The organism is Nostoc sp. C110, assembly GCF_043099725.1.
In the GTDB taxonomy this organism is placed as follows: domain Bacteria; phylum Cyanobacteriota; class Cyanobacteriia; order Cyanobacteriales; family Nostocaceae; genus Nostoc; species Nostoc muscorum_A.
Genome location: NZ_CP171137.1, coordinates 131,347 through 144,908, shown reverse-complemented (window position 1 = coordinate 144,908; position 13,562 = coordinate 131,347). Strand labels below are relative to the sequence as shown.

The following is a 13,562-nucleotide window of genomic DNA, read 5'->3' as shown; positions in this document are numbered from 1 at the left end:
AGCTCTCTTTTGAATTAGGTAGGAGAGTTTGTACACTTTTTTATTTCTGGGGATGAAAGCCCGTTCGCCCAGTGTCCGGTGGATAAGGGCTTTCATGGATGCCTGAAGATTTATTATAGAAACATCCGATAAAAAGATATGTCTTAGTACTTATGTACTATAATTAATAGAATTGCAGGCTTATAATAATGTGTGGCATTTTTAAATAAGCAATGTCCACTACTCCAGCCCACTCCCAACAGCAAGTTAATGCTTCTCTCCAACATGAAACCATTACTGGAGTAGTTGAAAGACTCACCTTTTATTCTGAGGAGTCAGGTTACACCGTGGCAAGGCTGACTCGCCCGCGTAGTACCGAACTCACAACAATTGTTGACAGCTTTGCTAACATCCAGCCAGGGCAGACTTTACAACTAACTGGTTTCTGGCGTGACCATCCACAATTTGGGCCACAGTTTCAAGTTGTTAACTACAAGGAAACCAAACCAGCCACTCTCACCGGAATTGAGAAATATTTGGGCAGTGGACTGATCAAAGGTGTTGGCCCAGTCACAGCAAGACGCATTGTTGCCCACTTTGGTTTAGAAACCCTGGACATTATCGAAAACCAAATTGACCGGCTCATTGAAGTTCAAGGCATTGCCAAAAAGCGGATTAAGTTAATTAAAAATGCCTGGGAGACACAGAAAGCCATAAAAGAAGTAATGGTATTTTTGCAAGGGCACGGTGTTTCAACAACATACGCAGTCAAAATTTACAAGCAATATAAGGATGAGGCGATCGCTACAGTAACCCATAATCCTTACCAGTTGGCAGCCGACATCTACGGTATTGGCTTTCTGACTGCTGACAAGATTGCAAGAAATATTGGAATTGCGCCTGACTCAGAATTTCGTTACCGTGCAGGGATTATCCATTGTCTAAGTGAAGCTGCCGAAGATGGTCACTGTTACCTGCCACAAAGCGAACTGATTGAGTCGGTAATCAAACTGCTGACAACCGAATCTCATCAGCCCACAGAAGAAGCGGTTGCGATGATTATTAAAGATATGGCTCTGGTAGATGACCTGATTAGAGAGCGGGATGAAGAGAAAACACTACTTTGCTACAAGCCAACTTACTTCCATACGGAACAGAATTTAGCTCAACTGATACGCCAACGCTTGGAAAAACCTGTTGGCACTGACATTGAGCGTGTGCGTGATTGGATTGAGCGCTTTACTGCTAGCCGTAAAATTCAGCTTTCAGAACAGCAACGCCAAGCTGTAGAAACAGCAGCCTATTCCAAAATCATGATCCTCACTGGTGGCCCTGGGGTTGGAAAGACCTTCACAACTCACACGATTGTCAGCCTGTGGAAAGCAATGGGTAAATCCATAGCCCTAGCTGCACCCACTGGACGTGCTGCTCAACGTTTAGGTGGAATGACGAAACAATTCGCAATTCGCAATTCGCAATTCGCAATTATAAATCAGCAAAAGCTTGGACTCATTATGTGATTTAAGACCATGCTCATCAAAGATAAGCTTGTTAGCTCTGTAATCCAACGGTTCGGTTTAGAATTTTATCCGTAATTGCGAACTGCGAATTGCGAATTGCGAATTGGCTTAATCCTTTACCCCACACGGCAATTATCGCTGACGAAGCTTCGATGCTTGATTTGTTTCTGGCTTACTCCTTAATTAAAGCAGTACTAGCTGGCGCTTTACTGTTGTTGGTGGGTGACATTGACCAGCTACCATCTGTGGGCCCAGGTCAAATACTCGCTGATTTGATTAATTCTGGTCGTGTGCCAGTAGTGCGGTTAACTCAGGTATTCCGCCAAGCTCAAACAAGTGCAATTATCACTGCTGCTCACCAAATCAACCGGGGCCAGTACCCAACAATTGAGCCAATCTCCGACAATCCTGTGTCCGACTGTATTTGGCACGGCGGCGGACATCAGCCCGAACATGGTGTACAGGCAATCTGCGAGTTGATTACCGATTTGATTCCACGCTTAGGTTTTAATCCTGCCACTGATGTCCAAGTGCTTTGCCCGATGACACGGGGAGTAATCGGGACTCGTAACCTGAACACAGTATTGCAGCAGTTGATCAACCCACCCAGCCCCAACAAGGTGGAAATTAACAGAGGTGGAAATTTATTACGCGAGGGCGATCGCATCATCCAGCTAACCAATGACTACAACCGTGAAGTTTTCAACGGCGACCTGGGGATTATTCAAAGCATTGATACTGTCGAGCAGGAAGTTACAGTACTGTATGGTGAGCGGACTGTGGTTTACGATTACGCTGACCTGAATGAAATTGCCCTTGCCTGGAGCATTTCGATTCATAAAAGCCAAGGCTCAGAATATCCGGTGGTGATTCTGCCAATCTATATGCAGCACTATATGATGTTGACCCGGAACCTGTTTTACACCGGGCTGACCCGTGCCAAGAAGTTAGTGATCGTAGTTGGCGCAAAAAAAGCGATATCTCTAGCTGTGCGCTCTACTGATGACCAAAAGCGCTACACAAGGTTAAAGCAGAGGTTACTTCAGGCAGGGCTGAATTGCTAAAAATAAAAAAGTTTATTGAATTATACTTTTAAATCCCCTAGTTAAAAAAGCCGAAAAGTTTATATGTCCAGCCTGAGTTCCGACATGGTTCGCATTTTATTCATTTTTTGAACTTTACTAATAATGATAATGATAAAAAACTTAGAATTGTTTGGAATTATTTTTCTTCGTTAGGATACCAACCTGCCGGGATAACTTCAAAATTCCAAACATCTTTGAAGACGTATATGCGTCCGATAATTTCTGATGGGGAAAGCAAATTTTTGTCGCCTTCCTTCCAATCTTTTTTATCAACTGTTCCCATGACTAGATAGTTATTACTCCCGGTTCGCCCATTTTTTCGGGAGTTAGAAGAAAGGCTACTCAGGAGTAAAAGATTGACCACCAAGTTGAGTGTAAATAGTAGTTGGGAACCCAAGTAAAACAAGAATACGTTGCTGTAAGGGTGAAAGGGCAGTCAAATGAGCATAAACTTCGTTTTTAACCTCAATTAAGAACAGGGTAATCTCCTTAAATGCAGCAAGAAGTATCTCAGCAGTAGGACGTGCAGTTTCTCGTTTAGGATTACCAATATAAAGTCCAGTTAGCTTTTCCTTATTTTGCTCCAGATTGCGACGAACCTGAAACTCTAAAAGGGTCAAAATACGCAACCCAATTGAAAGTAGGCGAATTAATCCTGTAATATGATCTTCACGCTGCAAATAAATTGGAGTTAAAGATAAAGGAAAGCCTTTAAGTCGAGCAAATCCTCGTTCAGTTAAATACTCATCTCTATAGGCACGAACAGCTTGTTTCAAAGATAACAGAGATTTTGTTTGATTTGTAACGTAGACTCGCCAGCCTAACAACTTAATTTGTCTTAAAACTGCATCTTCATCAATTTGAAAATCCAGGTTTATCGAAGTTTCTTCTACTATTTGAGAAGGTGTATCAAGATATCGCCTCTTAATTTTTCGAGAAATACTAAGTTGAATGTCTTGTTTAAAAAGTCCACTGGTACGATAACGTTTGAGAATAGCATTAACAGCAGACTGGCATGAGTCAATCGTGGTTAACTTTTTCTTGCCACGACAAGGTATTTTAAGCTGTTCCAGGGCATTATTCGTTTTTTGTAAGCGGTCGCGTAAAGATTTTTCTTCTGTTTCTGCGATTGCGAAAGAACGTACAACTATTTGTCGCTCATTCCAAGTCAATTCATTACCATCAATCTTTGTTGTTTGAGAAATATTTATTTCAAACCCTTTAGCAATTTCTTTATTTTTCCCATCAGCATAATCATAATCAATAGTTGTTAATTCTTGTTTACCATCCCAAACTGGTTGAAGATATTCAATTAATTGTTTAGATGGGACTTGTTTTGCATTCAGAGGACAAAGATAGAAATCCCCACCAGATACAATATGAGTTCTCGTCGCAATTGAACCCATTTTACAGTCGCCAATATATAGTAACTCTGACTGTTTTAGCGTTGAACGTACTCTTTCAATTGCCGGGATGTATAACGGATCGTCGGCTTTTTCCCCTGATAGTATTTCAGCTGCAATTGGCATTCCTAAAGGGTCTAATGTCGATAACATTATTTTCACTTGTGCCAAGTCTGGACGATGATCTTTGCTATGGCCCCATTGGAATAACCCTTCAGAATTAATCCCACAGTGACTTGAAGCTGTTGTACTATCCATACGAACTCGCTCTGGTTTGATATCGTACACTTGTAGCAAGTTACCTCCAAGTTCTGACTCAAATGAGTACCAGTCGCTATCCCTGTCAAGATAACGTAATAGGGCTTCTAGACGATCATCCGTCAAGTCAAGTTCACCTAACTCTTCTCCAAAAAATGTTTTCAATGTTTCTAACCGCTTAGAAGCCCAGCCTTGGACGTGATTTAAACGGTGATCTGCTTGCGATAATATGTGTGCTAACCAAATTACTGCTACACTTCCCAGACTTAGACCTTGCCAATTTCCGTGTCTGGGAAAATGTTTATCGATTAGCGATTGTACGCCCATACGCTCTATTTGAGTTAGAAGTATAGGTATATCATCGACTCGTTCGTTTGTGATTATGGGTTCAGTAGTCATAAGTGCGAACATATACCTAATCTAGTCTTTTGGGGAATATGTCCTTCGGTATACTTTTGACTATCTACTTTTCCTAACTCATTAAAAAATGGGCGAACCGGGAGTTATTACCTAAAATTTGAGGATTTGTTTGGACAAAAGTAGCAGCCATCAAGGGCTCAATTTCCTGTTTTTTAGCAATAATTAAGTCACAGCTTGGGCAATATTTACACTGTTTATTTAGTAAAAATAGCTGTTTAGGTTCAATGTGGATTACCAAAGGGAACTTGCGTAACTTAGTTTTAGTATCGCATTTGGGGCATTTAGTGAACGCACAATCACTATAAGGATTGAGAAAAAAGCGATGCCGCTTTTTAATTGTTTTATCTGGCTTTTTATTAACGCTATTTTTAACCATGCTACGATGAAAGCTTGATTAACTACATTTGTTTTTGTAACATAAGGTTAACTATAACAAGCGTGAATAATTAACACTTACTCCTCACTAAAAATAGTGAGGTAGGTTGAGCTATTGCTAGATATTAAATGGTTGCTATCTAAAGTTACCAACAGAGCAGAAGGAGCTATAGATGTCTTCTGAACATAGCCGGATACAGATGCTTCAATCACACCATCGTGCAATTTGGTTGCGGTAAGGTATTCTCAGCTTACCGCAAATTCACACTACAGGACTTCATGTCCCAACCACGCTTAAGCAATTCTTCATCTTTTCGAGACGATCTGAACAACAACCGCGTTGAAGCTACCGTAGCGTTTCCGTGAAAGCCTTGATGGTTTGCTGTCCACGTTGTGCATTTCCCGTAGCCAAGAAGTCTAAGATTGCGCCTTGAAATAAGTGGAATAGCAATAAAGCAGTAGTTTTGTCATTTGTGAGATTAAACAGAGAATCTATCCACTTTTGGCTCTCTTGCTCTACGAAACGTTGTGTTTCTGAATCGCCTTGTATGGCACGTTGATTTAGCTCCATCGTCAATTTCAGCAAGCCCAGCATGTCTGGTGAAGTCAAATGGCTCCACATTTCGAGTAATGGTTCTGCCAGACAATCTGCTCCTACAAGCGACACGCTTTGAAATGACCATAGCTTTTGGCGCAAGCGAGTCTCTAACAGACCAATGAGTTGTCGCTCGAATTCTTGCTTGGAACCAAAGTGGTAAACAAGCATTCGTCCGCTAGTCCCGATTCTCTTAGCGAGCGCGTTAATGCTGGAGTCGAATGCTCCCACTGCGATCGCAGCAGCTAGACATTGTTCTAGAAGCTCTTGCTTCTTCTGAGGTTCAACAGGTCGGCTCATGAGTTGACAGTTAACGTAACAGCTATTACACTAACAATTAACGTAATGACTATTACATTAACATCCCATGAGTACAAAAGAGAGGCTTGGCTTCATCTCCTTTGGTTTCGTTATCTGGGCAGCAGCAACGTTAATTTATCGCATGGTTGGTTCATCCTTCTTTGAAGGTTCTGCTGCTGGGTATTGGCTCAACGTAGGTTTGACGGGCATTTTATATGCCGTCGTTTCTCTGGGGCTGATGAAGTGGCGGAAGATAAAACAGCAAGATTGGTTACAAGGTGCAGTTTGTATTGCTTTGCCAGGAATGCTGGGCGAAATCCCAATTCTTGCTGGTTTTTCAAAAATTATGAGCAATATGCAGCCTGAAACAGCAGGGCGATATGCAGCTTTTCTGTTTGGAGGATACTCAATATTAATTGGCGCTGCTTGGTTGCTGTCTGCAAAAGCCAGTTCACAATCTATTTCTAATACTCCATTTGTAGGTACAGAGTAATAAGATGTTTAGTGGCTTCAAATTATACTGATTATTTTTGCAAGCGTTCTATCATCAGACGGGAAAATCTTGTAGAAAGCTTGTGTTACTTGTAACTTGCAATGATTTCAAGTATATGTGTGCAGCCTAAATTTTCTCAAGAGCTAGAAATAATTTTTTCTAAGCCGTGTTGGGTATTAGAGAAGTAGGAAATAAGGTATAGCGTTCAAATTGACCAGAAAAGGGATTCCAAGCGATGTGATGTTTACGGCGATAATCAGCAGCGATATCAGCCCAAGATTTAAATTTTTGCTGCATTGGGAGCTGGGTAGCTTTGGGGACGAGGGATTGATCATGCTGCATCTGGTCTTCTTGGATGACAGCGCCAAAATCAAAACGCCAATTTCGACGGAATTTCAAAAATCCGATGAAAGTGGAATTGAAAAGGGCTACAACATTTGCACCCATGTGAGGTGGAAGGATAGCTGATAAATTAGTATGACCGAATTGATCTTGATGACGAGCGCTCAATTCCTCTTCAATAGCCTCATAAGCTATGAGCATCCGTTTATAGTTAATTTGGGTAATTTCAGGTGTGTTTCGAGTTTTTTGTATTCCAGGTTGGTAATGAAACAGTGAAAGATTAGTTCTAAAGTACTCACGGACTCCCCGGAAACTAGCGCGACCACAGAAACCAGCACCCCAATAAGTTTTGAGATATTTGGTGGCGAAAGTACTGGGGAAAGTGCCAGATAATAACCCAGCATCTGAGAGGGCAAGCATTTGACTCAGAGAGTGTGAATCAATGGAGTAGGCAACTGAGTCTTGATTATTGATTTTGGTAATAGCACCAAATGAAGAGTTTGCGGCAGTGCAGTAAATGTAAAAATTGAGTACACCGAGCATTTGCAGCAGGCGACGCTCTCCGTGGTTTTGAATAATTTCTCTAACTTCGACTCGCTGACGATGAGCCTCGGATATGGTCAAGATGGGAGGTAGAGGTTTAAAAGGTGAACGTTCGGATGGGGCAGGGACTCGGAAAATGTAACGTGTGGATTTTTTTGAGGTGGGAGTATTATGCAGTAGTTCTGGTTCTTCGCTCAATATTGGCGATAAATAATCAATGGGCGTAATTGTTGTCATTTTTTGGTCAGTAAACTCTTGGTGGCGGCAAAAGCAGAATCTGATCTTAAGCTATTTGAAATAAGGGTTACAGCTTTTAATGCCAATTGAGCATTAAGAGTAATGAGGGAAACCGCTAGATTTGACCTAACATTTAAGTAAAGAAAGTAACTAAAGCTACAAAATGCGATGTTTGAGCCAAAACGATAGAAGTGGTAATGCCAGTCGATACCCGCCTTTGGCTCCATAAATTAATCCTTTCTGTTCCAATCCTGTAAGAGCGCCTTGAAAACCACCACCTCGTGAAAATTGGTGTTTCTGAAGATAGGTACGTGAATGAGGGCTATCAGTAGGATCGATGGCTAAACTTTCCAGTACCCGTGCTTGAATGGGAGGTAGCAGTAAAAGGAGAGATTCAAAGGTAACAGACAAATCTTCAACTAATCGTAACGTGCTGCAATATACGTGATGAAGTTGGATGAGTTTTGGGGAGGATTGGGGCAAAAAACTGGTTTGTTCATCCTGATAGAAGCAATGATGGTCGCTCCAAATTCGCCGCGCCAAAGCGATGGTATCTCCAACATGTCCTTGTGAATAGTCCAAGAACAGTTTTAAGGCATCCACTTCAAACTTTAGCCCTGCTGCTGCCATTGCTTCAACAACCCAGGTTTTAATTTCTCGGTCTGGTATTGGGAGCAAGGAGACAAATTGAACCGAGCTATCTTCCACCCAATCTTCTGGAGTTGTAGCCAAGATAACGTAACTAACCCGGTTTTGGCGTTGAATTTCCTGCCGCAAATATGATTCCCATTGGCCTGCCCGATCCCAGGAGCGAATATGGGGAAAATTCTGAAAGACAAAAACTACCCGACAGCTTAACTGTTCTGCCATCATCTGAGGTAAATTTAATAAGGCTTGTAGAATCAGCCATTCATCATTTGGAGGAACCTGCCAAACCAAGCGGGTTTGATGTACGGTTGGTTGCTCCAATTGCAAGGGATAGGCACAAGCCCACTGCTGAATAAAAGTTCGTTCTTCCGATGTGCCAAATATCTGCACAATCCCTGAAGCCATCAACTCTAAAAAGCGAGAAGAGGTAGTGGCTCGCAAGCAGTCGATCTCTAAAATCCTGGCTCCCATTTGCTGTGCGGCATAGCGAATCAACGCTCGCCGTCCACTTCCGGTCACGCCTGTGAGCATCAAATCTTGGTCAGCCGCCAAAATTTTACAGGTTTGCTCTAGCTCAGGCTGTCTGCCAATTAACCTTTGTGGCTTAAAAGCATCGTTCATCATTGTCAACCAATTCTCCTCACTTTGAGCCAACCTGAACTGAAAAACTATCTACTTTTCTCTAACAACGCCAGAAGAATTTTCAATGCATCTCTGCTTGCACTATTTTCTAGTGCGGTGCGATGATATAAGAACTATTTTTTAGTGCGATCCATTTTACCCATGTCTGCTAACCTATCGCATCCTCAAGTTTATCAACCGGTTGAGAACCATGCCTGGCATACTATTGAGGCTCAAAAAACTCTTTGGCTGCTCAAGAGCGATCGCACGCATGGTTTAACTCAGGAACAGATTGACCAGAATTTACAGCACTACGGTACAAACGAACTGGTGGAAACGAGTGGGCGATCGCCCCTAGAAATTTTCTGGGATCAGTTTAAAAACATTATGTTGTTAATGCTGATCGCCGTAGCAATTATTTCGATGGTTCTGGATGTGCGCGAATCTTTGGTAAAGGGACAGTTCATTTTTCCCAAAGATGCGGTGGCAATTTTTGCGGTGGTGTTGCTGAATGGATTATTGGGGTACCTTCAGGAGAATGGAGCCGAAAAAGCACTGGCAGCCCTGAAAAACATGGCATCATCCAAAGTGCGGGCGCTCCGTGAAGGTAAACTAGTGGAGGTAGAATCTAAAGAACTGGTTCCTGGTGACATTATGCTGCTGGAAGCGGGAGTTAAGGTTGCAGCAGATGGGCGCATCGTAGAAGCAGCGAACTTACAGGTGCGAGAAGCAGCCCTCACCGGAGAGGCACACGCAGTTGAAAAACAAGCCAATGCCATCTTAAGAGAGGATGCGCCTCTAGGAGATCGGATTAATTTAGTCTTTTCTGGAACAGAGGTGGTGCAGGGACGAGCAACGGTGTTAGTGACAAACACCGGGATGCAAACCGAATTGGGCAAGATTGCAACCGCGCTGCAATCCGTCGAGACAGAGCCAACGCCTTTGCAAAAACGCATGACCCAGCTGGGCAATACGCTGGTTACAGGATCGTTGATTATAGTAGCGATTGTGATTGTGGGGGGGACATTGTTCAACCCCTCGCTGTTTGAGGAACTGGTCAAAGTCTCTTTGAGTATGGCGGTTGCGGTTGTGCCAGAAGGCTTACCCGCCGTTATTACCGTTACCCTGGCATTAGGCACTCAACGCATGGTGAAGCGGAATGCTCTGATCCGAAAACTGCCTGCGGTGGAAACCCTCGGTTCTGTCACAACTATCTGCTCGGATAAAACTGGAACTCTAACCCAGAACAAGATGGTGGTGCAGGCAGTGCATACCGCTAGCTACGCCATTCGTGTAACAGGCGAGGGATACAGCCCTGAAGGTGCGTTTTATCACCAGGTCAATCCCAGAGCAGAGCAAGAAATTTTATTGGAGGCAGCGCCAGAATTGCGATCGCTGCTTCTGGCGTGCGTGCTTTGTAATGATGCCGTATTGCATAAGGAGAATAGCGACTGGGCAATATTAGGCGATCCGACCGAAGGAGCGTTACTGGCAGTTGCCGGAAAAGGAGGGTTTCGCAAAGACCAAGAGGAGCAAGCGTTCTCGCGTATTGCTGAGTTTCCCTTTTCATCCGAACGCAAAAGGATGAGCGTTATCGTGCAAGATACGTTCAATAAACTGGGAGAGGGCCTGTCGATCGTGTTTACCAAAGGCTCGCCCGAACTCGTTCTGGAACTCTGCACTCACATTCAGCAGGGCGATCAGCCTCAACCCATGACAGCACAACAACGGCAACAGATTTTAGAGCAGAATAATCAGCTTGCTAGCCAAGGGTTACGGGTCTTAGGTTTTGCTAGTAAGAACCTGACAAAATTATCAGACCGCGATTTTGAAGATACGGCTGAAACTAACTTGACCTGGTTGGGATTGGTGGGAATGCTGGATGCCCCCCGCCCCGAAGTGCGCGATGCGGTGGCGAAATGCCGTACCGCAGGCATTCGTCCGGTGATGATTACAGGCGATCACCAGTTGACCGCACAGGCGATCGCCCAAGACTTGGGCATTGCAAAAGTAGGCGATCGCTGCCTGACTGGGCAAGAACTCCAAAGGCTCACCCAGCCAGAACTGGAAGCACAAGTGCAACAAGTTAGCGTGTATGCTCGCGTCACACCAGAGCATAAGTTACGAATTGTCCAAGCTCTCCAGCGCCAAGGACATGTCGTTGCGATGACTGGGGATGGAGTTAATGATGCTCCAGCTTTGAAACAAGCAGATATTGGTGTGGCAATGGGTATTACTGGCACGGATGTCAGTAAAGAAGCTAGCGACATGGTACTACTGGATGACAACTTTACTACAATCGTCTCGGCAGTTGAAGAAGGTCGAGTTGTTTACATCAACATTCGCCGCTTTATTCGCTACATCCTTGGCAGCAACATTGGTGAGGTATTAACGATCGCAGCTGCTCCATTGTTGGGGTTGGGTGGTGTACCGTTGTCTCCTCTGCAAATTCTCTGGATGAACTTGGTAACTGATGGACTTCCGGCTTTAGCACTGGCAGTAGAACCCGGTAGACCAATCGTCATGCAACAACCTCCTAAAGACCCGAAAGAAAGCATTTTTGCCAGAGGCTTAGGCTCTTACATGGTGCGGATTGGCATTATTTTGGCAGTGATAACTATCTTGATGATGGTCTGGGCATACGGCTACACTGCTCAGGTACAAAGTGAATTGTTAGATCGCGATCGCTGGCAGACTATGGTGTTTACTACGCTTTGTTTAGCACAAATGGGACACGCACTGGCTATCCGTTCTAACACGCGGTTAATGTTAGAGGTGAACCCCTTCTCAAATCCCTACCTGATCCTATCCGTTGGTGTCACCAGTATCCTGCAACTGATGCTTATTTATGTTGAACCATTCCGTTCATTCTTCAATACTCATTACTTGAGTGGATTAGAGCTATTGGTTTGTATTGGATTTAGTTCTCTAGTATTTGTCTGGATTGAAGCAGAAAAGCTATTTATTCGATGGTATGCCTCTCGTAAATACTCTAAAATATGAACAAAATAGCTTCAACTCTGGGTGTTCAGACTTACTCCCAAGGTAAAATCGCAATTGATCTGGAACCATGCATTTATGAGCAATTACAGAAACAATCTGTCAGCCCTTCTGAATTCATCCGCAGGTTAGTTCATTTGATTGCTACGCTAGAAAACAATAAAGAGAAATACAATATCAATCCTTACGCCGAGAAATTCCATAGAGGAATCCACATCTTAGGTTGCCATGATTCTAAATTAGGAGTGTTTCCTGATTCAAATCTGGCATTGAAATGTTCTGAAGCTCGCCCTTGTACAGAAAATCCCAGAAAACAATTTTTTAGGAGCATACAATTAGCCTGGGAATTTGAAACCAAGTTAAACGAGCAAGAGAAAGTGCTACTTCAGATTTGTCCTGCTTACTTGCATTTCCAAACTTGCGTCAAGAGTGCCTTATTTAAACGAGTACTCTTTATGCCAAAAATTGAGGGTATTCCATTGGGGGAAACAGAAACTGGATTTAGTCCTGAATTCTGCCAGACATTCAACATTCCTGATTTTCCAGAAATCCTTCGCAAATCCAGGTTCTCCTTGCATCGTTTCCTCGACCCCGAGCAAAAGCGTCAACTGCTCAAAATTCAGACCACATACTTATTTCAACGTTTGTTTCAAAGAGGAATTAAAATTTTTAGCTTGAATCAGAAAAATATTCTAGCCATATTAGATATTAGTGGTAACTCTGTTCGATACGTCATTATCGATCCGATCGCAGATTATTATTTACCAATTTCTCCTGTCTATAATGTCTTAACTTCTCAACTATGCAAGTTTAAATAAATTTACAACATCTTCTTAATTCCCCACACTCCAATACCTGTAACCCCACACCCGAATGGCACTAAGAAAAGCTGAAAGGTTTGCCTGGAGTGGGTGTGGGGAGTGTGGGGAGTGTGGGGAGTGTGGGGAGTGTGGGGAGTAAGATTTCTTCTCCATCCTCCCTCCCCTCCCACACCTCCCACACTCAAAAGCCTTACAAATAATGGATTCGCCGTTATCTTAGTGCCATTCCCCCACACCCTTTCATCCAGCTATATCATGGCTTTGTGCCTATTCCACAACTGAAGTTTTTTATCTTACTTGCGACTTGCGACTTGTTTTTGTCCCTGTTTCAATCAAATGGTGTATGAATATATTGCTATCTAGAAACTATCCTTATAAATAGAACACCAAAGAAAGAACCGATGCCCAGCAAAACTATTGAAGTCCGAGAGTACACCGTTAGAGCGCACAAGCGGGAAATTCACACTCGCGTTTTCAACTTCGTATGTAAGCAGTGCGAACAACCCACACAACGAGAAACCTTTGGTGTTCGACCACTCTACTGTGAGCAATGCCGTCCGCCACAAGCGCCCAAGCAATCGAAATTAGTCCCTATAGGCAAGAGGAAACCTAGAGCGATGAACTATAAGAGTGGGAAGGATATAGCTGGGTGATTTTTTGTTTTGAGGTAAGGGCGATCACCAACAGAGGGCAGTTACGCCATCGCACGAAAGTGAGTGAAGCAGGTAGTTATGTGGGAGGTTACGGCAGTTGCATGAAGTGGCTAGCCGTGACTCTTCTGTGGATTCGTTGTTACAAGGGTTGGGGATTTTATCAAACCGTATTTGTGATCCTTGCAGCCAAAGCTGCTGGCGGCTGTTGAGAGAGAGTACAAGCTTGTATGGAGACAGTCAAAGTCAACTTAATTATTAATATAACAATT

10 protein-coding genes and 2 pseudogenes are annotated in these 13,562 nt (G+C 43.3%); 6 read left to right on the top strand and 6 right to left on the bottom strand.

Annotation, left to right across the window (positions count from 1 at the left end):
• Window positions 1–212 precede the first annotated feature (212 nt).
• Window positions 213–2,563, top strand: a pseudogene (locus tag ACFFRD_RS00755) (helix-hairpin-helix domain-containing protein).
• 157 nt (window positions 2,564–2,720) lie between these two features.
• On the opposite strand, the gene ACFFRD_RS00750 reads toward ACFFRD_RS00755, so the two are convergent.
• The 4 genes and pseudogenes from ACFFRD_RS00750 to ACFFRD_RS00735 form a co-directional block, all read right to left on the bottom strand.
• Entirely contained in the window at window positions 2,721–2,867 is a 147-nt protein-coding gene (locus tag ACFFRD_RS00750) for a hypothetical protein (RefSeq protein WP_392476169.1), read from the bottom strand.
• A 55-nt stretch (window positions 2,868–2,922) separates the two neighbouring features.
• Entirely contained in the window at window positions 2,923–4,644 is a 1,722-nt protein-coding gene (locus ACFFRD_RS00745) for an IS1634 family transposase (RefSeq protein WP_392475991.1), read from the bottom strand.
• Window positions 4,645–4,747: 103 nt separating this feature from the next.
• A pseudogene (locus ACFFRD_RS00740) lies at window positions 4,748–5,041 on the bottom strand (hypothetical protein); the annotation flags it as partial.
• A 345-nt stretch (window positions 5,042–5,386) separates the two neighbouring features.
• Complete coding sequence (locus ACFFRD_RS00735) at window positions 5,387–5,935, bottom strand: TetR/AcrR family transcriptional regulator (RefSeq protein WP_392476140.1); 549 nt, start codon at window positions 5,933–5,935, stop codon at window positions 5,387–5,389.
• A 67-nt stretch (window positions 5,936–6,002) separates the two neighbouring features.
• Between ACFFRD_RS00735 and ACFFRD_RS00730 the strand changes: the two genes are divergently transcribed.
• The gene (locus ACFFRD_RS00730; RefSeq protein WP_392476139.1) at window positions 6,003–6,428 is read left to right on the top strand and encodes a DUF5367 domain-containing protein; all 426 of its coding nucleotides are present in this window, start codon (window positions 6,003–6,005) and stop codon (window positions 6,426–6,428) included.
• Window positions 6,429–6,587: 159 nt separating this feature from the next.
• On the opposite strand, the gene ACFFRD_RS00725 is transcribed toward ACFFRD_RS00730, so the two are convergent.
• Together ACFFRD_RS00725 and ACFFRD_RS00720 are read right to left on the bottom strand one after the other, a co-directional pair.
• Window positions 6,588–7,550 carry a hypothetical protein gene (locus tag ACFFRD_RS00725; protein WP_392476138.1) on the bottom strand — a complete coding sequence of 321 codons (963 nt, stop codon included), beginning with the start codon at window positions 7,548–7,550 and terminating at the stop codon, window positions 6,588–6,590.
• Window positions 7,551–7,706: 156 nt separating this feature from the next.
• On the bottom strand, window positions 7,707–8,822 hold the full coding sequence (locus tag ACFFRD_RS00720) for an ATP-binding protein (protein ID WP_392476137.1): 1,116 nt from the start codon (window positions 8,820–8,822) through the stop codon (window positions 7,707–7,709).
• Window positions 8,823–8,981: 159 nt separating this feature from the next.
• Here ACFFRD_RS00720 and ACFFRD_RS00715 point away from each other — a divergent pair, with 159 nt between their 5' ends.
• The 4 genes from ACFFRD_RS00715 (at window position 8,982) to ACFFRD_RS00700 (ending at window position 13,502) form a co-directional block, all read left to right on the top strand.
• Window positions 8,982–11,822, top strand: coding sequence for a cation-translocating P-type ATPase (locus ACFFRD_RS00715; RefSeq protein ID WP_392476136.1), 2,841 nt, complete (start codon window positions 8,982–8,984; stop codon window positions 11,820–11,822).
• Window positions 11,819–12,637, top strand: coding sequence for a hypothetical protein (locus ACFFRD_RS00710; RefSeq protein ID WP_392476135.1), 819 nt, complete (start codon window positions 11,819–11,821; stop codon window positions 12,635–12,637). The genes ACFFRD_RS00715 and ACFFRD_RS00710 overlap by 4 nt, the downstream gene beginning before the upstream one ends.
• A 404-nt stretch (window positions 12,638–13,041) precedes the next feature.
• Window positions 13,042–13,293 (top strand): hypothetical protein, encoded by a 252-nt coding sequence (locus ACFFRD_RS00705; protein WP_181927312.1) that lies wholly within the window; start codon window positions 13,042–13,044, stop codon window positions 13,291–13,293.
• The gene (locus tag ACFFRD_RS00700) at window positions 13,290–13,502 is read left to right on the top strand and encodes a hypothetical protein (RefSeq protein WP_392476134.1); all 213 of its coding nucleotides are present in this window, start codon (window positions 13,290–13,292) and stop codon (window positions 13,500–13,502) included. The genes ACFFRD_RS00705 and ACFFRD_RS00700 overlap by 4 nt, the downstream gene beginning before the upstream one ends.
• Window positions 13,503–13,562: the final 60 nt, after the last annotated feature.

Bases quoted from the DNA above. Each gene is read 5' to 3' on its own strand.
- ACFFRD_RS00750 (WP_392476169.1), bottom strand. From the start codon at position 2,867: ATGGGAACAGTTGATAAAAAAGATTGGAAGGAAGGCGACAAAAATTTG.
- ACFFRD_RS00745 (WP_392475991.1), bottom strand. From the start codon at position 4,644: ATGACTACTGAACCCATAATCACAAACGAACGAGTCGATGATATACCT.
- ACFFRD_RS00735 (WP_392476140.1), bottom strand. From the start codon at position 5,935: ATGAGCCGACCTGTTGAACCTCAGAAGAAGCAAGAGCTTCTAGAACAA.
- ACFFRD_RS00730 (WP_392476139.1), top strand. From the start codon at position 6,003: ATGAGTACAAAAGAGAGGCTTGGCTTCATCTCCTTTGGTTTCGTTATC.
- ACFFRD_RS00725 (WP_392476138.1), bottom strand. From the start codon at position 7,550: ATGACAACAATTACGCCCATTGATTATTTATCGCCAATATTGAGCGAA.
- ACFFRD_RS00720 (WP_392476137.1), bottom strand. From the start codon at position 8,822: ATGATGAACGATGCTTTTAAGCCACAAAGGTTAATTGGCAGACAGCCT.
- ACFFRD_RS00715 (WP_392476136.1), top strand. From the start codon at position 8,982: ATGTCTGCTAACCTATCGCATCCTCAAGTTTATCAACCGGTTGAGAAC.
- ACFFRD_RS00710 (WP_392476135.1), top strand. From the start codon at position 11,819: ATGAACAAAATAGCTTCAACTCTGGGTGTTCAGACTTACTCCCAAGGT.
- ACFFRD_RS00705 (WP_181927312.1), top strand. From the start codon at position 13,042: ATGCCCAGCAAAACTATTGAAGTCCGAGAGTACACCGTTAGAGCGCAC.